This window comes from Streptomyces sp. NBC_00223 (assembly GCF_036199905.1).
Classification (GTDB): domain Bacteria; phylum Actinomycetota; class Actinomycetes; order Streptomycetales; family Streptomycetaceae; genus Actinacidiphila.
The window spans coordinates 1,774,872-1,799,959 of record NZ_CP108109.1; the positions used below are offsets into that span (position 1 = coordinate 1,774,872).

The window sequence follows — 25,088 nt, forward strand, 5'->3', positions numbered from 1 at the left end:
CGCGGCAACGCCCCGCCCGGGGGGCTCAGGAGGCGCGCGCCGCGCGCCTCCGCCGCAGCCACTCGTACCCGGTGACCCCCGCGGCGGTGAACGCACCGGGCTCCAGGAACCCGGGCGCGTTGTGCGGCACGATGTCCCACCACCCGGCGACCACGGCGAAGAAGAACACGCCGGCCACGCCGAAGACCGTGAAGAGCGCGGCGCACGCCAGGAAGAAGAACCACAGGGGCTTGGCACGGAAGGGCATGGCCGTCATCCTCCGCCGTCCGCCTCCGGCGCGGTACCCGTCGGCCCCACCGGGGCCCGGGGCGCCGAACCGCCCCTGGCGCCCCGCGACTCGGACCACCTGCGCCGCAGCGCGGCGACTGACCGCCGGGCGGCGGGGCAGCCGTTGGCGCGCCGGCCTCGCGCGCGGGTGGGCGGTGGGGGCGATTCATCCCGCCGCCGCGGGCGAGGCGCCTGGACCCGCGGGGGCGGCCCCCGGAGAGTGCGGGTCACCGCGCGCGTGCCGACATGGGGGGAAATATAGCTATAAGCCTATAAGCTGCCCGCCATGTGGGATGGGTTGCGGGCGCGGCTGGCCGTCGAGTGGAGGGCCGTCTTTCCTGAGGTGTGGCGGCGGCTGCGGACCGCCGGGCCTCGGGCCGTACCGCTGACGCTGGCGTCGTGCGCGGGCATCGGCCTGCTCCAACTCGTCCAGCACGCCCAGGGCGCGAGCGACTGGGTGGACCGCCTCGGCGGGGTGTACGCCACGCTGCCCTGGTGGCAGGCGCTGCTGCGCACCCCGCTCTCGCTCTTCGTGCCGGACCCGTCGTTGCCCGTGTGGGGCCTGCTGCTCCAGGTCGTGGTGGTCTTCGGCATCGCGGAGACCACGCTCGGCGCCCGCCGGACGCTCGGCGTCGCCCTGCTCGCCACCGTCGCGGGCACGGGCCTGGCCCGCTGGTCCCTGTGGACCGGGCCGCACGTCCTGCCGAACCTGACCGCGCAGGCCGTCCTCGTCCGCGACACCGGCCCCTCGGCGGCGGTCGTCGCGCTCGGGGTGTACGTCGCCTGCCTCCGCCGCGCGTGGTGGACGGCGGGCGCGGTCGCGCTGGCGATAGGCGTGGAGGTCGTGTGGGTGACGAATCTCGCCGGGTACGAGCACCTGGCCGGGGTCGTGGCCGTCCTGGCGCTGAGCACGGCCGAGGCGGTACGTCGCAGGGGCTACGGCGGCCCGGTGACCTCGACCGGAGGTACCGGTAGCCTCGCGCGGTGAACGAAACCGCTCCCCCGCTCTCCCCGCTCGACGCCCTGCGGTTCGCCTTCGGAACGCTCACCGTGCTGCCGGTGAAGGTCACCCGCTGGGACCGGACGGCCGCGCGCGGCGGAATGGCGTTCGCACCCCTGGTCGGCCTGGTCGTCGGCCTTTTCGCGGCAATAGCGGCGAGCGTCCTCGTCGCCATGGGTGCGAACGGGCTGCTCGCGGGGGTCGCCGCCGTGGCCGTACCGGCGGTGCTGACCCGGGGTCTGCATCTGGACGGGCTGGCCGACACGGCCGACGGCCTCGGCAGCGGTGCCCCCGCCGAGGGCGCGCTGCGCATCATGAAGCAGTCGGACATCGGGCCGTTCGGGGTGATGACGCTCGTCCTCGTCCTGCTCGGCCAGGCCGCGGCCGTGGGGGCGTGCTACGGGCACGGGTGGGTCTACGGCGGAACGGCCGTACTGGTCGCGGCCGTCGCGGGACGTACGGGGATGACGCTGGCGTGCCGGTCCGGGATACCCGCCGCGCGGCCCGGGGGGCTGGGGGCCTCGGTCGCGGGGGCCGTTCCCGCCTCGGCCGCCTGGGTGACCGCCGCGGGGATCGCCGCCCTGGGCGCGGCGGCGGGAGCGCCGTTCGGGGGACTCACCGCCGTACGGGGGCTGGTCGCCGTGGGGGCCGGACTGCTGTGCGGCGAGGGGCTGTTGCGGCGGTGCCGCCGGCGCTTCGGCGGAGTGACGGGCGATGTGTTCGGCGCGGTGTGCGAGGCGGGGGTGACCGCCGCGCTGGTCGTCCTGGCCCTGCGCGGGGGCGGTTGAGCGGACCGGCGGCCTCGGCCGGGGGCGTCCGTACGATGCCGACTCCACCGTCGGCTGTGCAGGGGGGACGCCCCTGAGGAAGGGGCAGCGCGTAGGCTCGGGAGGGTCTGACCCTCGACCGAATAGGACCCCACCCACCGTGACTTCTCTGACACTCAGCACCTCCTCCGCCGCAGCGTCGCGTGCGGAATCCGTCGTCGTCGGCGTGGCCAAGGGCCCCAAGGGCCCCCGCCTCGCGCCGGGCGCGGATTCGGTGGACGCGGCGTTCGACGGGAAGCTCGCCGCCACGCTGGAGACCGTGGGCGCCACGGGTACGGAGGGCGAGGTCACCAAGCTCCCCGCGCCGGCCGGCGTGAAGGCCGCCGTCGTACTCGCGGTCGGCCTCGGTGAACTCCCGGAGGACGGCGAGCCGTACGACGCCGAAGCGCTGCGCAAGGCCGCGGGCGCCGCGGCCCGCGCGCTCTCCGGGTCGAAGAAGGCCGTGTTCGCGCTCCCCGCCGGAACCCCGGACGAGGTGGAGGCCGTGGCCACCGGCGCGCTGCTGGGCGCGTACGCCTTCACCACCTACCAGGCCGAGGGCGGCAAGAGCCCGCTCGGCGAGGTCGTCGTCTCCAGTGCCAAGGGACGCGACAAGAAGCACAAGGCCGCCGCCGAGCGCGCGACCGCCGTGGCCGCCGAGGTCAACCGGGCCCGTGACCTGATCAACATGCCGCCGAACGACCTGACCCCGAAGGCGTTCGCCGCCGCGGTGCAGGCCGCCGGCAAGGAGTTCGGCCTCAAGGTCGAGGTGCTGGACGAGAAGGCGCTCGCCAAGGGCGGTTACGGCGGCATCCTCGGCGTCGGCCAGGGCTCGGCCACCCCGCCGCGGCTGGTCCGGGTCGCCTACACCCACCCGGACGCGAACCGTACCCTCGCCTTCGTCGGCAAGGGCATCACGTACGACTCGGGCGGCATCTCGCTCAAGCCCGCCGGGCACAACGAGACGATGAAGTGCGACATGAGCGGCGCCGCCGCCGTGTTCGCCGCGGTCGTGGCGACCGCGAAGCTCGGCCTGGCGGTCAACGTCACCGGCTGGCTCGCGCTCGCCGAGAACATGCCGGGCGGCGGCGCCACCCGCCCCGGCGACGTGCTGCGGATGTACAGCGGCAAGACCGTCGAGGTGCTCAACACCGACGCCGAGGGCCGGCTCGTACTGGCCGACGCGCTGACCCGCGCCTCGGAGGAGACCCCGGACGCGATCGTGGACGTGGCGACACTGACCGGCGCGATGGTGCTGGCGCTCGGCACCGGGCGGTTCGGCATCATGGCAAACGACGACGAGTTCCGCGGTGCGGTGCACTCCGCGGCGCTCGCCGAGGGCGAGGACTCCTGGCCGATGCCGCTGCCCGCGCAGCTGCGGCCCTCCTTCGACTCGCCGACGGCGGACATCGCGAACATGGGTGTGCGGCCGGGCGGCGGCCTGATCGCCGGGCTGTTCCTCCAGGAGTTCGTCGCCGAGGGCATCACCTGGGCGCACCTGGACATCGCGGGTCCTGCCTTCCACGAGGGCGCGCCCTTCGGCTACACCCCCAAGGGCGGCACCGGCACGGCCGTCCGCACCCTGGTCGCCCTCGCCCGCCGCACCGCCACGGGCGAGCTGCTCTAGGACCTGACACCTGGCAGCCGTCGAGCCCGTCGGACGGCACCCCCGTAGCCGTCGAGCCAAAGGGCGCGCCGGTGTCGAAAGGGAGAGCGCGCGGAGTCCCCGAGGAACGAGGGGTCGAGCACGGTCGACTGTCGACGCCGGATAGAAGCGTCCGGAGGCGAGACGGCGGCACAAGAGGGGTGAGATGCGTCACGTACGGCCCCGGACCGCGCGTCCGGGGCCGTATCTGCTACGTCTCACCGCACAGCCCGATGCCTCGTCGCGCGCCAACAAGTGCGAAGATGTTGTCTCGGCACGACAGGGCCCCTCTCTAACGACAAAGCGGCCGAACCAAAGCCGCCGCCCGGTCAGGTGGACCGGCTCCGGCGTACCCATGCATGGAGGACGTGACGTGGCGAACGACGCCAGCACTGTTTTCGACCTAGTGATCCTCGGCGGCGGCAGTGGCGGCTACGCAGCCGCACTGCGGGCTGCCCAGCTGGGCCTGGACGTCGCCCTCATCGAGAAGAACAAGCTCGGGGGCACCTGTCTGCACAACGGCTGCATTCCCACCAAGGCGCTGCTGCACGCCGGTGAGATCGCGGACCAGGCTCGCGAAAGCGAGCAGTTCGGTGTGAAGGCCACCTTCGAGGGCATCGACATGGCGGCCGTCCACAAGTACAAGGACGACGTCGTCTCGGGCCTCTACAAGGGCCTGCAGGGCCTGGTGGCCTCGCGCAAGGTGACGTACATCGAGGGCGAGGGGCGGCTGTCCTCCCCCACCTCGATCGATGTGAACGGCCAGCGGATCGAGGGCCGGCACATAGTGCTCGCGACCGGTTCCGTACCGCGCTCGCTGCCCGGTCTGACGATCGACGGCAACCGGATCATCTCCTCGGACCACGCGCTGGTCCTGGACCGTGTGCCGCAGTCCGCGATCGTGCTCGGCGGCGGTGTGATCGGCGTGGAGTTCGCGTCGGCGTGGAAGTCCTTCGGCACCGACGTGACGATCGTCGAGGGCCTGCCCCACCTGGTGCCGGTCGAGGACGAGAACAGCTCGAAGCTGCTGGAGCGGGCCTTCCGCAAGCGCGGCATCAAGTTCAACCTGGGCACCTTCTTCCAGAGCGCCGAGTACACCGACAACGGCGTCAAGGTGACCCTCGCCGACGGCAAGACCTTCGAGGCGGAGGTGCTGCTGGTCGCGATCGGCCGCGGCCCGGTCTCGCAGAACCTCGGCTACGAGGAGCAGGGCGTCGCGATGGACCGCGGCTATGTCCTCGTCGACGAGTACATGCGCACCAACGTGCCGACCATCTCGGCCGTCGGCGACCTGGTGCCGACCCTCCAGCTCGCGCACGTCGGCTTCGCCGAGGGCATCCTCGTCGCGGAGCGGCTGGCGGGCCTCAAGGCCGTGCCGATCGACTACGACGGTGTGCCGCGGGTGACGTACTGCCACCCCGAGGTCGCCTCCGTCGGCATCACCGAGGCCAAGGCCAAGGAGGTGTACGGCGCGGACAAGGTCGTCACCCTCAAGTACAACCTGGCCGGGAACGGCAAGAGCAAGATCCTGAAGACCGCGGGCGAGATCAAGCTCGTCCAGGTCAGGGACGGGGCCGTCGTGGGCGTCCACCTGGTCGGTGACCGGATGGGCGAGCAGGTCGGCGAGGCTCAGCTGATCTACAACTGGGAAGCGCTGCCCGCCGAGGTCGCGCAGCTCATTCACGCGCACCCCACGCAGAACGAGGCCATGGGCGAAGCCCATCTGGCGCTCGCGGGCAAGCCGCTGCACTCGCACGACTGACCTCCATCACGCCACCCATCCGCACAGATCGTTAGGAGTAACCGCAACCATGGCGGTTTCCGTAACCCTGCCGGCGCTCGGCGAGAGCGTGACCGAGGGCACCGTCACCCGCTGGCTGAAGGCCGAGGGTGAGCGCGTCGAGACCGATGAGCCGCTGCTCGAGGTCTCGACGGACAAGGTCGACACCGAGATCCCCTCCCCCGTGTCCGGTGTGCTGGCCTCCATCAAGGTCGCCGAGGACGAGACGGTCGAGGTCGGCGCCGAGCTGGCCATCATCGACGACGGCAGCGGCGCCCCCGCGGCCGCCGCTCCGGCGGCCGAGCCGGCCGCCCCCGCGGCACCGGCACCCGCGCCCGCACCCGCACCCGTCGCCGAGACCCCGGCGGCGGCCACCCCTTCGACCGAGGTCGCTGCTCCGGCCCCGGCCCCCACCGCCGCGGCGGCGACCGGCGCGAGCGGCGCGTCCGGCACCGACGTGGTGCTGCCCGCGCTCGGTGAGAGCGTCACCGAGGGCACTGTCACCCGCTGGCTGAAGGCGGTCGGCGAGTCGGTCGAGGCCGACGAACCGCTGCTGGAGGTCTCGACGGACAAGGTCGACACCGAGATCCCCTCGCCGGTCTCCGGCACGCTGCTGGAGATCCTGGTCCAGGAGGACGAGACGGCGGAGGTCGGCGCGAAGCTGGCCGTCGTCGGGGCGCCGGGGGCGGCTCCGGCCGCGGCGCCCGCACCGGCCGCACCGGCTCCGGCGCCCGCGGCGCCTGCTCCGGCACCGGTTCCCGCTCCTGCTCCCCAGGCGGCCGCTCCGGCGCCCGCTCCCGCTCCGGCTCCGGCTCCGGCACCGGTCGCGCCTCAGGCGCCGACCGTTCCGGCGCCGCAGCAGCTGGAGACCCCCGCTCCCGACCCGGTGCCTTCGGTTCCCGTGCCCGGGCCCGCCCCGGCCGCGGCTCCGGCCGGTGCCTCGGGCAGCGAGGGCGCGTACGTCACGCCGCTGGTCCGCAAGCTCGCCGCCGAGAACGGCGTGGACCTCGGCGCGGTGCGCGGCACCGGCGTCGGCGGCCGTATCCGCAAGCAGGACGTCGTGGCGGCGGCCGAGGCCGCCGCCCAGGCCGCGAAGGCGGCGGCCGCCAGGCCCGCCGCCGCTCCGGCCGCCGCGCCGAAGGCCACCCTTGAGGTGTCCCCGCTGCGCGGTCAGACGGTCAAGATGACCCGGATGCGCAAGGTCATCGGCGAGAACATGATGCGCGCCCTGCACACGCAGGCGCAGCTGACCAGCGTGGTCGAGGTGGATGTCACCCGGATCATGCGGCTGCGCGCGCAGGCCAAGGAGTCCTTCGCCGCGCGTGAGGGCGTCAAGCTCTCGCCGATGCCGTTCTACGTCAAGGCTGCGGCGCAGGCGCTCAAGGCGCACCCGGTGATCAACGCCCGGATCAACGAGGACGAAGGCACGATCACCTACTTCGACTCCGAGAACATCGGGATCGCGGTGGACTCCGAGAAGGGTCTGATGACCCCGGTCATCAAGGGTGCGGGCGACCTCAACATCGCCGGTATCGCCAAGAAGACCGCGGAGCTGGCGGGCAATGTCCGGGCCAGCAAGATCGTCCCGGACGACCTGGCGGGCGCGACCTTCACGATCAGCAACACGGGGTCGCGCGGGGCGCTGTTCGACACGGTCATCGTGCCGCCGAACCAGGCGGCGATCCTGGGCATCGGCGCGACCGTCAAGCGCCCGGTGGTCGTGGAGACCCCGGACGGCACGGTCATCGGCGTGCGGGACATGACGTACCTGGCCCTGTCGTACGACCACCGGCTGGTGGACGGCGCGGACGCGGCGCGTTACCTGACGGCGGTCAAGGAAATCCTGGAGGCGGGCGAGTTCGAGGTGGAACTCGGCCTGTAAGCGCCTTCGACGCATGCGGCGCCCCTGTCCCGGTCCTCCGGGGCGGGGGCGCCGTCGTTGTTCACGGGGGCGCCCGTCCGTACGTGGCAGCGCCCGATGTATCGCTCTGTATGCCGGGGCGCCGCCGGACGCGCGCAGGGCCTTCCAGGGGCCTTGGCGGGGTCATGGCGGGTGTGGGTGGAGGCACGGTTGCTTCCTGGTCGTATCGTCTATGTCACGCGAACGTGAAGGAGTACGACCCCATGGCATCTGCCGCAGGCCGGCATCAACTGGTCGTGCACAGCCTCCGCGAGCAGATCCGCGAGCACATCCTCGAAGGCATCGTGAGCGGCCGGTGGAAGCCGGGCGAGCGGATCGTGGAGCGCAGGATCGCGGTGGAGCTTCAGGTCAGCCAGACGCCGGTACGCGAGGCGCTGCGCGAGCTGGAGACACTGCGGCTGATCGACTCGGCGCCGAACAAGGGCGTACGGGTGCGGAGCCTGACGGCGGCGGACCTCAAGGAGAGCTATCCCGTACGGGCCGGCCTCGAACAGGTCGCGGCCGAGCTGGCCGCGGAGCGCCTGGCGCGGGCACCGGAGGCGCTGGAGCGGGAGGTCACGGCCCTGCGGGCCGCCGACGCGGCGCTCGACGGGGAGGCGCAGGTACGGCACACGGTGGCGTTCCACCACGAGCTGGTACGGGCGGCGGGGAACGCGGTGCTGCTGCACGCGTGGGAGGCGCTGGGCATCGAGGTGTGGACGACGCTGTCGATCCGCTGGCTCAGCCCCGCACCGCGTGCGTACGCGGCGGAGCACCAGGAACTCGTGGACGCGTTCGTCCGCCGTGACCCGGCGATCTGTGACCTGATCAAGTCCCACGTCCTGAGCTGCGCTCCGCAAGTGTGAGACGTCGCCTCCCCCTCGGGTTGCCCCACCCCCGGCCTCCGCCCGGGATACCCCAGCGCTCCTGGGGGGTTCCGGTTGTCCCTCGTCCGCAGGTCCGCTGTGGCTTGTCGCGCAGTTCCCCGCGCCCCTGATGGGGCGCCCCGATAGGGGCGCTGGGGGTACCCCCGGGCGGAGCCTGGGGGAGGAACTGCGCGGGCAACCACGACGGCGGCGCGGGTGGCAGCGGACCGTACCCACCCCAGGGGCGCTGGGGGTACCCCCGGGCGGAGCCTGGGGGAGGAACTGCGCGGGCAACCACGACGGCGGCGCGGATGACAGCGGACCGCATCACCCCGCCCCCGCCCGGAGGGCACTTAGCATTAGCGAGTGACGACGCCGCCCCCGATGCGCGGCAGCCCCCAGGGGCTCACCGTGCCGTCGACCAGTTCGGAGAGGAACTGAACGGCGCCGCCCGCATAGTGCCACCAGCCGCCGCTACGGGAGGCGACCGTGACCGTCCAGTCCGAGGACCCGGCCCCGCACGTGCTCCACAGGAAGAAGTCGCCCCCGTTGGACTCGGCCCAGCCGAGCAGGCCGCCCGGAGCCGGGTAGACCCGCAAGGCAACGGATTCGTCCGCGTCCTGAAGCCACTCCTCGATGATTTCGAGATCCGTCGCTCCGGCCGCCCACATCTGTTCGCTGCCCGGCTCGGGGAGGCCCACCGCGAGAAAGTCGCCGAGCACAAAGGTCGGGTAGAGCTCAGCGAGCAGCTTGAAGTCGGCCGGCAAGACGGTGCCCAGTCCGTCCTCCAACGTCGCCCAGTCGACGGATGCCGGGACCGGGCGGCGGAGCCCGGCAAGACCGGGGACAGCGCGTTCCAGCGCGCGAATCGCCTCGGCGGGATCAGTGAGCCGCCGACGTGGTGTCTGGGTGCCGATGAGGTCGTCCATAACGCTCACTCTGCCAGCCGGGTACGACAGGTACGGACCCGGTCAGTCAGGCCGACCGGGCCGCGGCGACCACAAAATCCAAGGCCGGAGGCCGGTGTCACTGCGTGCCCCCAAGGCTGACACCCCGTGCCGACTTGGAAAATCCAGCCCGAAGCCCATTGATCGATCATCGATCGGCGGCGTATCGTCGGTGTCGGAGAGCGAGCCCTGTCGTGCCGACTCGCTCCTCTCCATCCCACCCTCCGTTCGGAAGGCGGCCACCCATGCCCGACGCCGTACGACTCCCACGGCCGAGCCAGCTCGACCAGATTCCCGACCGCGACCCCGAGGAGACCGCTGAATGGCGCGCGTCCCTCGACGCCGTCGCCAAGGCCGCGGGGCCGCACCGTGCCGCGTACCTGATGCGCCGTACCCTCGAAGACGCCGCGGACGACGGTGTGAACCTGCCGTCGCTGCTGGAAACCGAGTACATCAACACGATCCCGACCTCCGCCGAGCCCGCCTACCCGGGCGACGAGGCACTGGAGCACCGGATCACCGCCTGGAACCGCTGGAACGCCGCCGCGATCGTCACCCGCGGCAGCCGCCAGGGCCTCGGCGGCCACATCGCCACCTTCGCGTCGGCGGCCTGGCTGTACGAGACCGGCTTCCAGCACTTCTTCCGCGGGAAGGAGGGTGACGGCTCCGGCGACCAGCTCTACCTCCAGGGCCACGCCTCCCCCGGCATCTACGCCCGTGCCTTCCTCGACGGCCGGCTCTCCGAGGGCCAGCTCGACCGTTTCCGCCAGGAGGCGAACGGCGACGGCCTGCCCTCGTACCCGCACCCCCGCAGGCTGCCGTGGCTGTGGGAGTTCCCGACCGTGTCCATGGGCCTCGGCCCGCTCTCCGCGATCTACCAGGCGCGCTTCAACCGCTACCTGGAGCACCGCGGGATCAAGGACACCTCGAACTCCCGCGTGTGGGCCTTCCTCGGCGACGGCGAGATGGACGAGCCCGAGTCGACCGCCGCCCTGGCGCTGGCCGGCCGCGAGGGCCTGGACAACCTGACCTTCGTGATCAACTGCAATCTCCAGCGGCTGGACGGCCCGGTCCGTCCCAACTTCAAGATCGTGCAGGAGCTGGAGTCGCAGTTCCGCGCCGCCGGCTGGAACGTGATCAAGTCGCTGTGGGGCGTGGCCTGGGACGACGTGCTCGCCCAGGACTTCGACGGCGCGCTGCTGCGGCGGCTGCGGTCGACCCCGGACGCGCAGTTCCAGACGTACGCCACCCGGGACGCGGCCTATCTGCGCGAGCACTTCTTCGGCGCGGACGCCTCGCTCCGTACGATCGGCGCGAAGCTCAGCGACGCCAAGCTGCTCGAACTCTTCCAGACCTCGCGGGCCGGCCACGAGCCGCGCAAGGTGTACGCGGCCTACCGCGCGGCCGTCGAGCACAAGGGCGCGCCGACGGTGATCCTCGCGCAGACCGTGAAGGGCTACACGCTCGGCGCGGGCTTCGAGTCGCGCAACGCCAACCACCAGATGAAGAAGCTCACGCTCACGCAGTTCCGCACGATGCGTGATCTCCTTGAGCTGCCCATCCCGGACAGCGCGCTCGAAGGGGACGTCGTCCCGTTCTGGCGCCCGGCCGAGGACTCGCCCGAGATGCGCTACCTGCGCGAGCGGCGCGCCGCGCTCGGCGGCCCCGCCCCGGCCCGCAAGGTCGTCGCGAAGCCGCTGCCGCTGCCGCCCGACAAGGCGTACAAGTCCCTGGAGAAAGGTTCCGGCACGCAGGAGATCGCCACCACGATGGCGTTCGTCCGGCTGATCAAGGACCTGATGCGGGAGAAGGAGACCGGCCGGCGCTGGGTGCCGGTGGTCCCGGACGAGGCCCGTACGTTCGGCATGGAGTCGCTGTTCCCGTCGGCGGGCCTGTACTCGCCCATGGGCCAGACGTACGACCCGGTCGACCGCGACCAACTCCTGTACTACAAGGAGGCGAAGGACGGCCAGATCCTCAACGAGGGGATCACCGAGGCCGGTTCGCTCGCCGACTTCACGGCCGCGGCCACGTCGTACGCCACGCACGGCGAACCGATGATCCCGTTCTACATCTTCTACTCGATGTTCGGGTGGCAGCGCACGGCCGACCAGTTCTGGGCGCTGGCCGACCAGTTGGGCCGCGGGTTCGTGATCGGCGCGACCGCCGGCCGGACCACGATGACCGGCGAGGGCCTTCAGCACGCGGACGGCCACTCGCACCTGATCGCCTCCACCAACCCGGCGGCGCTCTCGTACGACCCGGCGTTCGCGTACGAGGTCGCGGTCATCGTCCGCGAGGGCCTGCGGCGGATGTACGGCCCCGACGCCGAGGACGTCTTCTACTATCTGACGGTCTACAACGAGCCCAAGGTCCAGCCGGCCATGCCGGAGGGCGTCGAGGAGGGCATCCTCAAGGGGCTCTACCGCTACCAGGAGGCGGCGGCGCCGGCCGCCGACGCGCCCCGGCTGCAACTGCTCGCCTCCGGCACCGCGATCCACTGGGCGCTGGACGCGCAGCGGATCCTCGCGCAGGACTGGGGAGTCGCCGCGGACGTGTGGTCCGCGCCCTCCTGGACCGAGCTGCGGCGCGAGGCGCTGGAGTGCGAGGCGGCCCGGCTGAACGGCGAGGAGCGGGTGCCGTACGTCACGCGCGCGCTGGCGGGCGCTCCCGGGCCCGTGGTCGCGTTCAGCGACTGGATGCGGGCCGTGCCGGACCAGATCGCGCCGTGGGTCGAGCAGGACTGGACGTCGGTGGGCACGGACGGGTTCGGCCTGTCCGACACCCGGGACGCGGCCCGCAGGCACTTCGGGGTGGACCCGCAGTCGCTGGTCGTACAAGCGCTGGCCGCGCTGTCGCGGCGCGGCGAGGTCAAGCCGGAGACGGTGAAGGAGGCGGCGCGGCGGTACGGGCTGTGAGGCCCGACCGGTGAGCCGGCGGCCGGCGGCCGTGGCGGAAGGATGCCTTCCGCCACGGCCGTTGGCATGTCGTGGCACGAGATGCCCCTGAATCGCCCGCAGTTCATAAAACCTACCGGCCGGAAAGGGATTGCGGCCCCCTACAGCTAACGGCTACGGTCCCCCGGATGCCTGCTAACCCCAGCCCGCTGACGGCTCCCACCGCCGATGACTTCCGCGCCTGGCACCGAGTGCAGTCCGCCGCGTTCGCGCACGACCGGCCCGGCGAGCCCGTACCGACCCAGGCCGCGATGCAGGCACGCCTGACGACGCCCGGCGGCGGCCGCCGTCTGGTGCTGTGGCTGGTACGCGGCTCAGGTGAGGAACCGGTGGCCACGGCCACGCTGCGGATCTCCTCGCAGCCGGGCCGCAGCCAGCTGGCCGAAGTCGACATGACCGTCCATCCCGCGCACCGGCGGATGGGCGCGGGGTCGCGGCTGCTGGCCACGGTCACGGAGGCGGCCGGGGAGGCGGGCTGCCGCAGCCTGGTCACGGAGGTGGTGGCCGGCACGCCCGGCGAGGGGTTCCTCGCCACCCGCGACTTCGTACCCGTGCTGCGGCTGACCTGGATGCGGCTGTCGCTGGACGAGATATCCGACCGGGTGCGCGAGCTGCCGGACGTACCGCACCCCGGCTACCGGCTCACGGCGTGGGAGGGGGTCGTGCCGGACGAGCTGGCCGAAACGTTCACGCTCGCGCGGCAGGGCATGGCCGACATGCCGATCGGCGGGATGGACCTCGGCGAGGTGGGCTGGGACGTGGCGCGGGTGCGGGAGATCGCGGAGGTGATCGCGCGGCGCGGCGACCGGCTGCTGACGGTCGCGGCGATCAGCGAGGCGGACGGCTCGGTGGCGGGCTACACGGAGCTGGTACTGCCCGGTGACAGCTCGACGCGGGGGCAGCAGTACGACACCGCGGTGCTCTCCGCGCACCGCGGGCACGGGCTGGGGCTGTGGCTCAAGGCGGCGATGCTGCGGCACGCGCGGGAGGCTCAGCCCGGGCTGACGGAGATCGACACGGACAACGCGGACGACAACCGGCACATGCTCTCCGTCAACTCCGCGCTCGGCTTCCGCGCGCTGCGCCGCACGGTCAACTACCAACTCACCCTCCGCACTCGCTAGCGCCGCGGGAGCGCTCCCGCACCTCGCCGCCTCCGGCGCGGTCCCGTACGACGGCCGGTGCCGCCCACCGGGCCTGACGACGAGAGCCCCCGCCAGAGGTAGGGCGAGCGCCCTTGCCCACCCCGACGAACGACCCCGCGTCCACCCCCACGCGGGCCGGAGCCTTCACGAGCCGACTGCCCTCGGCGGGCACCCCGAGAGGAACCCGCACGCCGACCCGGCGAACGGCCTCCGGCGGAGGTGTGGGCGAGCGCCCCTGCGGGCCCGGTCGGCGACAGGCTTCCGCCCGGGTGGGGTACCGCCCGACGCGGGCGCGCCCGGAGGGACCTCCAACGGGAGTTGCACACCGACCCGGCGCGGACGGCCTCCGGCGGGACTATGGGCCAGCGCCCTGCGGGCCCGGTCGGCAACCGGCTCCCACCGGTACGGCCGCCCCCCGACAAGGACGGGCTCAGAGGACCCCCAAGGGAGTTGCACGCCGACCCGGCGAACGTCCCTCCCCCGGACGTGGAGGCGAGCCACCCCTGGCGGTCCTGCGGACCACCGACTCCGCGTCGGGCGCGGCGTTGCGGGGATAGGGGGTGATCCCCCACGCGGGCCGAAGCGCACACGACGCACGGCCGTGGCAGCGCCCCCAGGGCCGGGCAAACCGGGCGACGAGCCGAGGAGCGGCCTTCGCGGTCGGCCCCCAGGCGGATCGGGTGCGCGACCCGATGGCCGTACGCGGCCGGGGTCGGCGGGAGCCCAGCGGGGCCGGAGGCCGGGCGGACAGGGCGGCGTCGATCGGGCAGAAGCCGCCCGCAGGGCAGCACGCGGGGCTCGCGTCAACTGGGCGGGCCGCCCCCGCAGGGGAGCGCACCGCAATCGCGGCTCACGGCGTGGCCAGCGCCAGGGTGCCCCAGGTCAAACGGGGGCCGAGCGCAGCCGGAGCTGGTGTCAGGGCGGCCGGGTGGCTCCCCGCAGAGGGCTCGCGGCGGGCCGGGGGCGGCCGCGGCCGTGGGGCGGGCGGGGGAGCGCCGGGGCTGGGGTTGACGCTGGGGGGGTGGGCGCGCCGCAGGGGGCTCGCGTCAACCGGGGGGCGGGGGACCCCGCAGGGGGGAAGTTTGGTAACGGGATGGGGGCTGGGCGTGCGGCGGGCCCCGGGGGGCGGGAAGCTGGACGCGTGATGGACGAGACGGAGTTCTGGGAGATCGTCGACCGTAGCCGCGAGGCCGCGGACGGCGACGCGGACGAGCACGCCGACCTGCTCGTGGAACGACTCGCGCAGCTCGACCCGGAAGCGGTGCTGGACTTCGCCCGGCACTTCGAGACCCGTTTCGCGCGAGCGTTCAGCTGGGACCTGTGGGGCGCCGCCGACGTGATGCTGGGCGGCGCCGACGACGAGTCGTTCGACTACTTCCGCTGCTGGCTGATCGGCCAGGGCCGGCACGTCTTCGAGGGCGCCCTGACCGCCCCCGACGACCTCGCCACCCTCGTCCCGGACTTCGACCCCGAGAACGACGGGGACGCGGAGGATCTGGGATACGCGGCGGACGAGGCGTACGAACAGCTCACCGGCGTACGGCTGCCGGACCTGGAGCTGCCGCGGCAGGACGGCCCGGAGGGCGAACGGTTCGACTTCGACGACGAGGACGCGATGGCCGACCGCTTCCCGCAGCTGTGGGAGCGCTTCGGCTGAGCCACCGGCCGTCACCCCGTATCCCCAGCCGCACGCGCGGCGCCCCGCGAGCCGTACGGCCCGCCCCGCGAGGCGCCGCGCGACCGTACGGGCCACAATGCCCGTATGCGTATCGCAGTCACCGGCGCCTCCGGCCTGATCGGCTCCGCCCTCACCGCCTCGCTCGCCGCCGACGGCCACCAAGTCGTCGCGCTGGTGCGGCGCGAGCCGTCAGGACCCGGCGAGGTGCGGTGGGACCCGGCGGCCGGGACCGTGGACGCCGGGGGCCTTGAGGGCTGCGCTGCCGTCGTCCACCTGGCGGGCGCGGGCGTCGGCGACCGGCGCTGGACGGACGCCCGCAAGAAGGTCCTGCGCGAGAGTCGGGTGAGCGGTACGGCCACCATCGCCCGCGCCGTCGCCGCGCTCGACACCCCGCCCCGGGTCCTGCTGTGCGGCACGGCGATCGGCTATTACGGCGACACGGGCGACCGTCGGGTCGACGAGGACGCCCCCGCGGGCACGGGCTTCCTCGCCGAGCTGTGCCAGGAGTGGGAGGCCGCCGCCGACCCCGCCCGCGCGGCCGGCATCCGTACGGTGTGCGCGCGTACCGGCCTGGTCGTGGCGGCCGGCGGCGGGGCCTGGGGGAGGCTCTTCCCGATCTTCAAGGCCGGGCTCGGCGGGCGGCTCGGCAACGGACGGCAGTTCTGGAGCTTCATCGCGCTGCACGACGAGATCGCGGCGATGCGGCACATCCTGGACACGGACACGCTCTCCGGCCCGGTGAACCTGACCGCGCCCGAGCCGGTCACCAACCGCGAGGTGACCGCGGCGATGGGCCGCGTACTGCACCGCCCGACCCTGGCCACCGTACCCGCGCCCGCGCTGCGGCTGGCGCTGGGCGAGTTCGCCGGGGACGTGCTCGGCAGCCAGCGGGTACGGCCCCGGCGGCTGCTGGACTCCGGCTTCGCGTACGCCTTCCCGCTGATCGACCAGGCCATCAAGGCGGCACTGAGCAGCCGCTGACGGACGGCCGTCCCAGCAGCCCTGACCCACTGACGGGCAGCCACCTCGCGTTCATGGCCTGACGGAACGTCAACTCCTCCGACGCGCAGGGGCCAGGGCCACCGCACCCGTACCGCCCGTCCGATACGGCCGGATCGGGCGGGTGAACGGCCGGTAACCACCCCCTTCGCATCCTTTGGCCACGAGAAGGGCATGACCCCTACCAGCGCGGGCACTTGTGGACCGGCGCGAGCGGGGAACGGACCCGATTTCGGGGAGGGGCATCGTGCTCTCACCAGCACGCCGTCACGGCGTGGCCGTTTTCACCGATGTGGTCGTGGTCGGCGCGGGACTCGCCGGCCTGGCCGCCGCACAGCATCTGATCGCCGGGGGCCTGACGGTCACCGTACTCGAGGCCGCCGAGCGGGTCGGCGGGCGTATGGCCACCGACTCGGTGGCGGGGTTCCGGCTCGACCACGGGCCGCAGTTGCTCAACACGTCCTATCCGGAGCTGCGCCGCACCCCGGGCCTGCGTGACCTGTCGCTCGCGCCCCTGGCGCCGGGCGCGCTGGTCCGCGGGGCCGGGCGCGGCTACCGGGTGGGCGATCCGCGCGGCGCCCGGGCCGCGTTCAGCTCCGCCCGCGCGCCGATCGGCTCGGCGCTGGACAAGGCGCGGCTCGGCACGACCCTCAACCGCCTCGCGGCCACGCCGATCTCCCGGCTGGCCGCCCGTACCGAGACCAGCGCGGCCGAGGCGCTGGCCGCGCGGGGTTTCGCGCCCCGCACGGTCGAGGGCTTTCTGCGGCCGCTGCTGGCCGCGCTGCTCTCCGACCCGGAGCTGACCTCGTCCAGCCGGGTCGCCGACCTGGTGCTGCGCGGCTTCGCCCGGGGCCGCACCTGCCTGCCGGTGGGCGGCGCGGCCCGGCTGCCGGAACGGCTGGCGGCGACGCTGCCGCCGGGGACCGTACGGCTCGGCACGCGCGTGTCGCGTATCGCGGCGAACGCGGTGCTCACCGAGGACGGCACCGAACTCCCGTGCCGGGCCGTGGTGGTGGCCACGGACGCGCGTACCGCGGCCGTACTGCTGCCGGGGCTGCGGACGCCGGCCTTCCACCAGGTCACCGTGGCGCACCACGCGGCGCCCGAGGCGCCGGTGCGCGAGCCCGTGCTCGTCCTGGACGCCGACCGGCTCGGCCCGGTCTCGCACACGTACCCGGCCAGTACGATCGACCCCACCCGGGCCCCGGCCGGACGCGCGCTGATCACCTCGGTGATCCTCGGGCCGCCGCCGGACGGCGACAACGACAAGGCGATCCTGGCGCACCTCGCCGAGCTGTACGACACCCCCACCGACCGCTGGGAGCTGCTGGCCCTGCGGACCGACCCGGACGCCGTGCCCGCGATGCCCGCGCCGCACGACCTGCGCCGCCCGGTACGGCTGCTGGCGGGCCTGTACGTGTGCGGCGACCACCGCGACACCAGTACGGTCCAGGGCGCCCTGCTCTCCGGCCGCAGGGCCGCCCTGAGCGCCCTGCGCGACCTGGGCCTGCGCACCCCGGGCAGCGGCCCGGCGGAACAGACGGACCCGACGGACGACGAGGAGGCCGCGTAACGGCAACCGCCGGTCGGCCGGAAGCTGTTGCCGGCCGGCCGGCGCCGCGCGCCCGGCCGGAAGTCAGGCCAGTGGGGGGCGGGTGGACCGGGACGGGGTGGGGGTGGGGTGCCTAGGGTCGGGCCATGCATCCTCTCCTCGCGGACGATCTGGCCCGGCTGCCCGAACTGCTCGGCGTGACGAAGGACCGCGCCGAGCGCTTCCTGTCCGGGCTCGGCGAGCGGCCGGTCGCCCGTACCGGGTGGCGGCCGGACGGCGCCGCGCCGCTGCCCGCCGACGGCATCGGGCTCGACCGCGCGCTCGACGCCTTCGCCGCGCGCTGGGAGTCGGGGCTGTCCGGCAGCGCGGGGCCGCGTTACCTCGGCTTCGTGACGGGCGGCACCACCCCGGCCGGGGTCGCGGGCGACTGGCTGACCAGCGCGTACGACCAGAACGCCTCCTCCGGCGGTGACTCCTGCGCCGCCGAACTGGAGAAGGAGACGGTTGGCTGGCTGCGGGAGATGTTCGGACTGAGCCGGGCGCACCACGGCGCGTTCGTCAGCGGGGCGACGACCTCCAACACGGTCGGGCTCGCCATCGCCCGCGAGTGGGTGGGCGAACGGCTCGGCGTCCGGGTCAGCGACGCGGGCGCCGCCGCGCTCGGCCCGGTCGAGGTGCTGTCCGGCACCCCGCACTCCAGCATCGGCAAGTCGCTGTCCGTCCTCGGTATCGGCCGCGACCGGCTGCGGCGGGTCCCCACGCTGCCAGGACGCGAGGCCGTGGACGTGGACGGGCTCGCGGCGGCGCTCGCCGCGCTGGACGGGCGCCCGGCGATCGTGGTGGCCAACGCGGGTACCGTCAACACGGTCGACTTCGACGATCTGCGGGCGGTGGCCGCGCTGCGGGAACGCTTCCCGTTCTGGCTGCACGTGGACGCGGCCTTCGGTGGCTTCGCCGCCCTCTCCCCCGGGCACGCGCACCTCACCGCCGGGCTGGACGCGGCGGATTCGGTCTGCCTCGACCTGCACAAGTGGCTCAATGTCCCGTACGACGCGGCGGTCCAGTTCACCCGGCGACGCGATCTCCAGACGGCGGTCTATTACAATTCCTCGCCGTATCTCGGGGCTCCGGGGGACGATCCGGATTTCCTCCATCTCACACCGGAGAATTCACGACGGCTGCGCGCTCTGACGACCTGGCTGGCCCTTTCGGCGTACGGGGTCGCGGGACATCGTGACATCGTGGACCGGAATGCCCATTCCGCCGCGGAGTTGGCCGAAGCACTTGACGCGCATTCCGGCTTCCGAGTTCTCGCACCGACCCGGCTGAACGTCGTCTGCTTCACCCTCGCCGGGAACGTCACAGCAGCCGAACTGGCCTCTTTCGCCGCCGCGGTGGCCGAAACCGGGGAAACGTTCCTCACTCCGACGGTGTACGAGGGGGTGCCGGCGCTGCGGGCGGCTTTCTCCAACTGGCGCACGACCAGCGCGGACACTCCCCGTATCCTCGCCGCCCTCACCTCCTCTTTGCCGCCAAGCCCGGTCGAGCGTTGACCAAAACCAAGCCCGCCCGGCGATTGAGGGCAGCGGTAAGCGGCGCGGAAGCAAACCCGTATCCGCCGACCGCTACCGCGGCAGCGAGGCGACCCGGTCGTGAAAGGCCCGCGCCGCCGCCGAATCACGAAAAGGCTCAAGCCTCCGGCCGAAATCCCGCGCGTACTCCGCCGCCCGGGCGGACCGCATATCACCCGCCTGGCGTACCACCTCCAGCCCGTGCGCACAGGCGACCTCGACCTCACCGAGCCCCAGCCGCGCGGCGGCGAGCACGGCCCGGCAGAAGAGCCGGCTGCGGACGTACCCCGGCCCGCGCAGCCGCAGCGACCGTTCCGCGTGCTGCGCGGCCACCCGGTACTGCTGGAGGTCCCGGTGGCAGTGCCCGAACTCGTCGGCCAACTGCGCCTCGTCGAAGAACCGCGCCCAGCGCGGCACCTCGTCCCCGCTCCGCGCGGCGGCGAGCGCGCGCTCGGCCCGCGCCAGGGCCGTCGTGCAGGCGCGGGCCTCCCCCAGCACGCCGTGCCCCCGCGCCTCCGCCGCGTGCAGCAGGGCCAGTACGACCGCCGGGGCGCCCGTACCGACGCCCTGCTGAGCGACCCGGGCGAGCTGGACGGCCTCCCGCCCGTGCCCGAGGTAGACCGCCTGGCGGCTCATCGTGACGAGCACATAGCCGCCGTACACCCGGTCCCCCGCGGCCTGTGCGAGCCGCAGCGCCTGGACGAAGTACCGCTGCGCGAGGCCGTGCGCGCCGATGTCGTACGACGTCCAGCCCGCGAGCCTGGTGAGGTCCGCGACGGAGGCGAACAGGCGGCGGCCCAGCGCCTCCCCGTAGGAGCCGCGCAGCATGGGCTCGGCCTCGTGCTCCAGGTAGCGGACGAGGGCCTGCCGGGCGTGGCCGCCGCCGTACGCGTGGTCGAGGGTGCGGAAGAGGTCGCCGACCGCGCCCACGGCGGCGATGTCCCCGCTGCCGAGCCGGCCGCGTACGGCGTGCGCGCCGGGCGCGGGGGGCTCGGGGAGGACGGAACGCCGCTGCTCGGGCACGCGGGACGGCCGGGCCGGATCGCCGGGGGCGGGGGCGGTGGGGGCGCTTCCGGCGGGGCTCAGCGCCACCTTGGCGTCGGGCCGGCCGATGAGCCAGTCCCTGCTGGGGACGACCAGCCCGGCCGGGGTGAAGGCGATCTTGCGCATCTCGACGTGATTGCCGGTGTCCTTGCGCCACAGCCCGCTGACGATGTCCACCGCCTCGCCGGGCGTGGCCGCGTATTCGAGCCCGGCGTACACCGGCGCACACGCGTCCAGCCCGAGATCCTGCGCGGACAGCCGCCGGCCGAGCCGCTGGGTGAAGACCTCGGCGATCAGCGCGGGGGTGGTGCCGCGCGGCTGCTGACCGCGCAGCCACCGGGTCACGGACGTCTTGTCGTAGCGCAGGTCGAGGCCGTGTTCGCTGCCGAGCTCGTCGACCCGGCGGGCGAGCCCCGCGTGGGAGAACCCGGCTTCCGCGATCAGCGAGGCGAGCCTGCTGTTCGGGCGGGTCCGCCGGGTCGAGCGGGCCTGGCGCTCCGCCGGTGCGGTCGGTCGGTGCGGCGTTCGCTGCGTGGGGCGGTCCGTCATCGGCAGTGCGGTCCACTTCCTCGGGGAGGTCTCGGGATCGGCGTGAATGTAACGGTCAGTGCCGGAAAGCTCACCGTAAGAGCCGTATATTCGCCCGAATGAGCGACAACGGGCGGCGTTACCGACCGGGGAGCGGCACGTAGGGGCGCCGTGCGGGGGCCTGGTGGTGGGGGCACGGGTCGGCCGGGGCGGGGGCGGGTTCGGGCGCTGTCCGAGTGCGGGTCCGGGTGGGGTCCGGCTGCGGGCGGGCGGCCGGGCGAGTCCCGGAAAGGTCTCCGACGGCCGCGCGCAGGCGTCCTCACCGGCCCTGACGTGAGTTATCCACAGGCCCCGTACGGGCGTACGGGCCGACCGCCGTACAGTGGCTGAGGTGCGACCGGCCGCACCACAAGTCGCGACCGGGGGCACCTCCACAGCGCACAGCAGAGGGAGCCGTCGTGAGTGAGCTGCACTTCGTCCACCTGGGGTTCGGGGCCCAGGCCGTCGAGTACGAGGAGGCGTGGCAGGAGCAGCGCCGGGTCCACGCCGCGCGGTTCGCGGACGAGACACCGGACACCTGCCTGCTGCTCGAACACCCCCCGGTCTACACCGCGGGCCGCCGTACCGCGGAGAACGAACGCCCGCTGGACGGCACCCCCGTGGTCGACGTGGACCGCGGCGGCAAGATCACCTGGCACGGCCCGGGCCAGCTCGTCGGCTACCCGATCCTCAAACTGCCGCGCCCGGTCGACGTGGTGGCGCACGTCCGCCGGCTGGAGGACGCGCTGATCCGCACGGCCGCGGACTTCGGCGTGGAGACCTCCCGGGTGGAGGGGCGCAGCGGAGTGTGGGTGCTGGGTGACCCGATAGCGGAACGGCCCGGCGGCCTGACCCTGGACTTCGACCCCCGTTTGGCCGTGGGCCCCTCCTCGCCGAGGGGGGGCGAGGACGGAGAGTTCGACCCCAGGCTGAACGGCCCGCAGTACGCGCCCTCCAACGCCGGTCAGCGCCGTGAGGACCGCAAGCTCGCGGCGATCGGCATCCGCGTGGCCAAGGGCGTGACGATGCACGGATTCGCGCTCAACTGCGACCCGGACACCACGTGGTTCGACCGGATCGTGCCGTGCGGCATCCGCGACGCTGGCGTCACCTCGCTCTCGGAGGAGCTGGGCCGCCGGGTTCCGGTCGCCGAGGTGCTGCCGGTGGTCGAGAAGCACCTGACGGAGGTGCTGTCGACGGCCGTACCGCTCCCCCGGGCGGTGTGACCCCGGAGCACAGGGGTGCCGGGGGAGACCGAAGGGAATGGCCCATCGAGGCTGCTGGTTACTTCGATGCGGAACCGTATGAATCACGGGCGTACGCTGGTGTTCGCCAAAGAATCGAAGCTGTAGGGAGCCGGTCGTGTCCGCAGTCGCACCCGACGGACGCAAGATGCTGCGCCTTGAGGTCCGCAACAGCCAGACCCCCATCGAGCGCAAGCCCGAGTGGATCAAGACCCGGGCGAAGATGGGCCCCGAGTACACGCAGATGCAGAAACTCGTCAAAAGCGAGGGGCTGCACACCGTGTGCCAGGAAGCCGGCTGCCCGAACATCTACGAATGCTGGGAGGACCGCGAGGCGACCTTCCTCATCGGTGGCGACCAGTGCACCCGGCGCTGCGACTTCTGCCAGATCGACACGGGCAAGCCGGAGGCGCTGGACCGTGACGAGCCGCGCCGGGTCGGCGAGTCCGTGCTGACCATGGACCTCAACTACGCCACGATCACCGGCGTCGCCCGCGACGACCTGGAGGACGGCGGGTCCTGGCTGTACGCCGAGACCGTGCGGCAGATCCACGCGATGACGGCGGACCGGGCCGGCGGCCGTACGAAGGTCGAGCTGCTGATTCCCGACTTCAACGCCGAGCCCGCGCAGCTCGCCGAGGTCTTCGGCGCCCGCCCCGAAGTGCTCGCGCACAATGTGGAGACGGTGCCGCGGATCTTCAAGCGCATCCGCCCCGGCTTCCGTTACGAGCGCTCGCTCGAGGTCATCACCCGTGCCCGCGAGGCCGGTCTGGTCACCAAGTCCAATCTGATCCTGGGCATGGGCGAGGAGCGCGAGGAGATCAGCCAGGCGCTGCACGACCTGCACGACGCCGGGTGCGAGCTGATCACCATCACGCAGTATCTGCGGCCGTCGGTGCGGCACCACCCGGTGGAGCGGTGGGTCAAGCCCGCGGAGTTCGTGGAGCTCAAGGAGGAGGCCGAGGAGATCGGCTACGCGGGCGTGATGTCCGGGCCGCTGGTCCGTTCGTCGTACCGCGCGGGACGGCTCTTCCAGCAGGCGATGGACCGGCGCCGGCAGGGCGAGGCGGTCGCGGCCGCGGAGTGAAGGGCTCCCGCCGGGACGCCCGGTCGGCGCGCCCATGCCGGGGCCGCGCCCGGGACCTGATGGGCAACATGCCGATTTCCGAGGGGCCGATGCCTCGCGGGACGCGGATACCGAAGGCGCTCAGGACACCCGAGTGGCCACTCGGCTGAGGCATTCATGCGAGTTTGACCGACACGTCACCTGCTGGTAACACGGAGTGGCGAGCCTGGTTTTCACCGTACAACCGTCTCATTTGCTTCCCGAGGGGGACGCCATGACGTCCAAGCCGGTGCACTTTCCCCGTCCGCACACCCCCATGGCCGGAGCGCTGCGGGCCGTCGAAACGTTTCTGCTCACGGGTGGGCAGCAGACGGCCCGCAGGAACGCGTGGGCCGCCGTCGTGGCCGACCGGCAGCGGGCCAAGGAGCGCAGGGCCGCGCAGTACGAGATGGACGCGCTGGTGGACGGGGGGCCGCCGGCGGGCGGCGCGGCGCTGGTGAGCGGCGGGTCTCCGGTGAACGGCGGGCCGTCGGGGGTCGGGCGCGACGCGGCCGGCGCGCTCTCCGACTGAGCGTTCTCCCCAGTAGGCGCGCTCTCCGACTGACCGTTCCCCCCGGCCGGCGCGCTCTCCCACTGAGCGTTCCCCCCTCCCGGATTCCGGGCCGCGCGCGGGACCCGGCCGCGGTGACGGCGTACCGACAGGCCACGTATCCTTTGCCGCATGGCGAGGAAGGAAACATCCGAGAACCCTGGACGTCTGAAGCAGATCGTCCAGACCTACAAGATGACCAGGCAGGCCGATTCCAAGATCGGGCTTGTCATTGCGGCTGTGGGAATCGTCACCTTCGGTGTCCTCCTCGCCCTCGGCTTCTTGATCGGTCACCCCATTTACGCGGGCATCCTGGGCCTTCTGGTGGCGCTTCTCGCGATGGCGGTCGTCTTCGGCCGCCGCGCCGAGCGTGCCGCCTTCGGGCAGCTGGAGGGCAAGCCGGGCGCGGCCGCGGCGGTGCTGCAGAACATCGGGCGCGGCTGGACGGTCACCCCCGCGGTGGCGATGAACAAGAGCCAGGACGTGGTGCACCGGGCGGTCGGCAAGGCCGGCGTCGTACTGGTCGGCGAGGGCAACCCCAACCGGGTCAGGGGCCTGCTCGCCGCCGAGAAGAAGCGGATCTCGCGGGTCGTCTACGACGTGCCCGTGCACGACTACATCGTGGGCACCGGTGAGGACCAGCTGGCACTGAAGAAGATCAGGGCCACGCTGCTGCGCCTGCCGCGCTCGCTGAGCGGCCCCAAGACCACCGAGGTGAACGACCGGCTGCGGGCGCTCGGGGACCTGATGAGCAACATGCCGATTCCCAAGGGGCCGATGCCTCGCGGGATGCGGATGCCGAAGGGGCGCTGAGCAGCGGTTTTCATCGGAACGACAGGACGAAGGGTCCGGGGGCGCGCCCCCGGACCCTTTTCGTACCGATACCGCCCGGACCGGCGGGGGCAGGGCGCGGCCGGGTCGGCGTACGGCTTGACGACGTCCGCGGCCTCTTGGCCGGGGCCCGCGTTCAGATCCGGACCTGTACGGCCTTCGCCGCCTTGTCGTGCAGCCCTCGGGTGTCGCGGTCCCAGATCACCGCGGGCACGACGACCAGCAGCAGCACCGTACGCAGAACGACCCCTCCCGGGCCGAGGCGCCTGCCGTCGAGCCGGATCACGCGCAGCCGCATCAGCATCTTGCCCGGCGTGCTGCCGACCAGGGCCAGCCCGATCAGGCTGACGAGGCCGAAGACGACGAGCGCCCAGTTGTTGGCCACGTGAAGATCACGGTGAGCGATCAGACCGTATGCGATCACCATGCTCAGAATCCAGTCGATGAAGATCGCGGCCACCCGGCGGCCGATCGGCGCGACCGATCCCGGCCCCTCCTGGGGCAGGCCCAGCCGCTCGCCTCGGTAGCCGAGTTCCACGCCCATCTGCTCGGCGGCCGCGCGGGGCCCGGACAGCCATGTGCCGATTGCTTCCCTGTTGTCCACGCGTCAACGGTAACCCCCGTTCGGAGCAGC

20 protein-coding genes are annotated in these 25,088 nt (G+C 73.0%); 16 read left to right on the top strand and 4 right to left on the bottom strand.

Annotated elements, in window-relative coordinates; all coding sequences use genetic code 11:
• Positions 1-25: 25 nt before the first annotated feature.
• Positions 26-247 carry a hypothetical protein gene (locus tag OHA30_RS07485; RefSeq protein ID WP_328913009.1) on the bottom strand — a complete coding sequence of 74 codons (222 nt, stop codon included), beginning with the start codon at positions 245-247 and terminating at the stop codon, positions 26-28.
• A gap of 306 nt (positions 248-553) precedes the next feature.
• Here OHA30_RS07485 and OHA30_RS07490 point away from each other — a divergent pair, with 306 nt between their 5' ends.
• The 6 genes from OHA30_RS07490 to OHA30_RS07515 all read left to right on the top strand — a co-directional run bounded on the left by OHA30_RS07490 (position 554) and on the right by OHA30_RS07515 (position 8,264).
• Positions 554-1,255 carry a hypothetical protein gene (locus OHA30_RS07490; RefSeq protein ID WP_328913010.1) on the top strand — a complete coding sequence of 234 codons (702 nt, stop codon included), beginning with the start codon at positions 554-556 and terminating at the stop codon, positions 1,253-1,255.
• Positions 1,252-2,055, top strand: a complete 804-nt coding sequence (locus OHA30_RS07495; RefSeq protein ID WP_328913011.1) for an adenosylcobinamide-GDP ribazoletransferase — start codon at positions 1,252-1,254, stop codon at positions 2,053-2,055. Before OHA30_RS07490 ends, OHA30_RS07495 begins: the two co-directional genes overlap by 4 nt.
• A 139-nt stretch (positions 2,056-2,194) precedes the next feature.
• Complete coding sequence (locus OHA30_RS07500; protein WP_328913012.1) at positions 2,195-3,700, top strand: leucyl aminopeptidase; 1,506 nt, start codon at positions 2,195-2,197, stop codon at positions 3,698-3,700.
• A 391-nt stretch (positions 3,701-4,091) separates the two neighbouring features.
• A complete protein-coding gene (gene lpdA, locus OHA30_RS07505; RefSeq protein ID WP_328913013.1) occupies positions 4,092-5,480 on the top strand; it encodes a dihydrolipoyl dehydrogenase in 1,389 nt (462 codons plus the stop codon).
• A 49-nt stretch (positions 5,481-5,529) separates the two neighbouring features.
• Entirely contained in the window at positions 5,530-7,380 is a 1,851-nt protein-coding gene (gene sucB / locus OHA30_RS07510) for a 2-oxoglutarate dehydrogenase, E2 component, dihydrolipoamide succinyltransferase (protein ID WP_328913014.1), read from the top strand.
• A gap of 242 nt (positions 7,381-7,622) precedes the next feature.
• On the top strand, positions 7,623-8,264 hold the full coding sequence (locus OHA30_RS07515) for a GntR family transcriptional regulator (RefSeq protein WP_328913015.1): 642 nt from the start codon (positions 7,623-7,625) through the stop codon (positions 8,262-8,264).
• A 359-nt stretch (positions 8,265-8,623) separates the two neighbouring features.
• On the opposite strand, the gene OHA30_RS07520 is transcribed toward OHA30_RS07515, so the two are convergent.
• Positions 8,624-9,193 (bottom strand): SMI1/KNR4 family protein, encoded by a 570-nt coding sequence (locus tag OHA30_RS07520; RefSeq protein WP_328913016.1) that lies wholly within the window; start codon positions 9,191-9,193, stop codon positions 8,624-8,626.
• Positions 9,194-9,456: 263 nt separating this feature from the next.
• Between OHA30_RS07520 and aceE the strand changes: the two genes are divergently transcribed.
• The 6 genes from aceE (at position 9,457) to OHA30_RS07550 (ending at position 19,095) form a co-directional block, all read left to right on the top strand.
• The gene (gene aceE, locus OHA30_RS07525) at positions 9,457-12,129 is read left to right on the top strand and encodes a pyruvate dehydrogenase (acetyl-transferring), homodimeric type (protein WP_328913017.1); all 2,673 of its coding nucleotides are present in this window, start codon (positions 9,457-9,459) and stop codon (positions 12,127-12,129) included.
• Between the two features lie 167 nt (positions 12,130-12,296).
• Positions 12,297-13,292, top strand: a complete 996-nt coding sequence (locus OHA30_RS07530; RefSeq protein ID WP_328913018.1) for a GNAT family N-acetyltransferase — start codon at positions 12,297-12,299, stop codon at positions 13,290-13,292.
• A 1,165-nt stretch (positions 13,293-14,457) separates the two neighbouring features.
• Positions 14,458-14,970: a DUF4240 domain-containing protein gene (locus OHA30_RS07535; RefSeq protein ID WP_328917773.1), complete on the top strand. Its 513-nt coding sequence runs from the start codon at positions 14,458-14,460 to the stop codon at positions 14,968-14,970.
• Positions 14,971-15,075: 105 nt separating this feature from the next.
• Positions 15,076-15,972, top strand: a complete 897-nt coding sequence (locus OHA30_RS07540) for a TIGR01777 family oxidoreductase (protein ID WP_328913019.1) — start codon at positions 15,076-15,078, stop codon at positions 15,970-15,972.
• Between the two features lie 265 nt (positions 15,973-16,237).
• Positions 16,238-17,563 (top strand): NAD(P)/FAD-dependent oxidoreductase, encoded by a 1,326-nt coding sequence (locus OHA30_RS07545; protein ID WP_328913020.1) that lies wholly within the window; start codon positions 16,238-16,240, stop codon positions 17,561-17,563.
• A 125-nt stretch (positions 17,564-17,688) separates the two neighbouring features.
• Positions 17,689-19,095 (top strand): pyridoxal phosphate-dependent decarboxylase family protein, encoded by a 1,407-nt coding sequence (locus tag OHA30_RS07550; RefSeq protein ID WP_328913021.1) that lies wholly within the window; start codon positions 17,689-17,691, stop codon positions 19,093-19,095.
• Positions 19,096-19,167: 72 nt separating this feature from the next.
• On the opposite strand, the gene OHA30_RS07555 is transcribed toward OHA30_RS07550, so the two are convergent.
• A complete protein-coding gene (locus OHA30_RS07555; RefSeq protein ID WP_328913022.1) occupies positions 19,168-20,706 on the bottom strand; it encodes a regulator in 1,539 nt (512 codons plus the stop codon).
• 437 nt (positions 20,707-21,143) lie between these two features.
• Between OHA30_RS07555 and lipB the strand changes: the two genes are divergently transcribed.
• The 4 genes from lipB to OHA30_RS07575 all read left to right on the top strand — a co-directional run bounded on the left by lipB (position 21,144) and on the right by OHA30_RS07575 (position 24,436).
• Positions 21,144-21,950 (top strand): lipoyl(octanoyl) transferase LipB, encoded by an 807-nt coding sequence (lipB, locus tag OHA30_RS07560; protein ID WP_328913023.1) that lies wholly within the window; start codon positions 21,144-21,146, stop codon positions 21,948-21,950.
• A gap of 136 nt (positions 21,951-22,086) precedes the next feature.
• Positions 22,087-23,055 carry a lipoyl synthase gene (lipA, locus tag OHA30_RS07565; protein WP_328913024.1) on the top strand — a complete coding sequence of 323 codons (969 nt, stop codon included), beginning with the start codon at positions 22,087-22,089 and terminating at the stop codon, positions 23,053-23,055.
• A 253-nt stretch (positions 23,056-23,308) separates the two neighbouring features.
• Positions 23,309-23,605 (top strand): hypothetical protein, encoded by a 297-nt coding sequence (locus OHA30_RS33920; protein WP_405785692.1) that lies wholly within the window; start codon positions 23,309-23,311, stop codon positions 23,603-23,605.
• 150 nt (positions 23,606-23,755) lie between these two features.
• On the top strand, positions 23,756-24,436 hold the full coding sequence (locus OHA30_RS07575; RefSeq protein ID WP_328913025.1) for a DUF4191 domain-containing protein: 681 nt from the start codon (positions 23,756-23,758) through the stop codon (positions 24,434-24,436).
• Positions 24,437-24,590: 154 nt separating this feature from the next.
• Here the strand turns inward: OHA30_RS07575 and OHA30_RS07580 are convergent, their stop codons facing one another.
• Positions 24,591-25,058: an RDD family protein gene (locus tag OHA30_RS07580; protein WP_328913026.1), complete on the bottom strand. Its 468-nt coding sequence runs from the start codon at positions 25,056-25,058 to the stop codon at positions 24,591-24,593.
• Positions 25,059-25,088 lie beyond the last annotated feature (30 nt).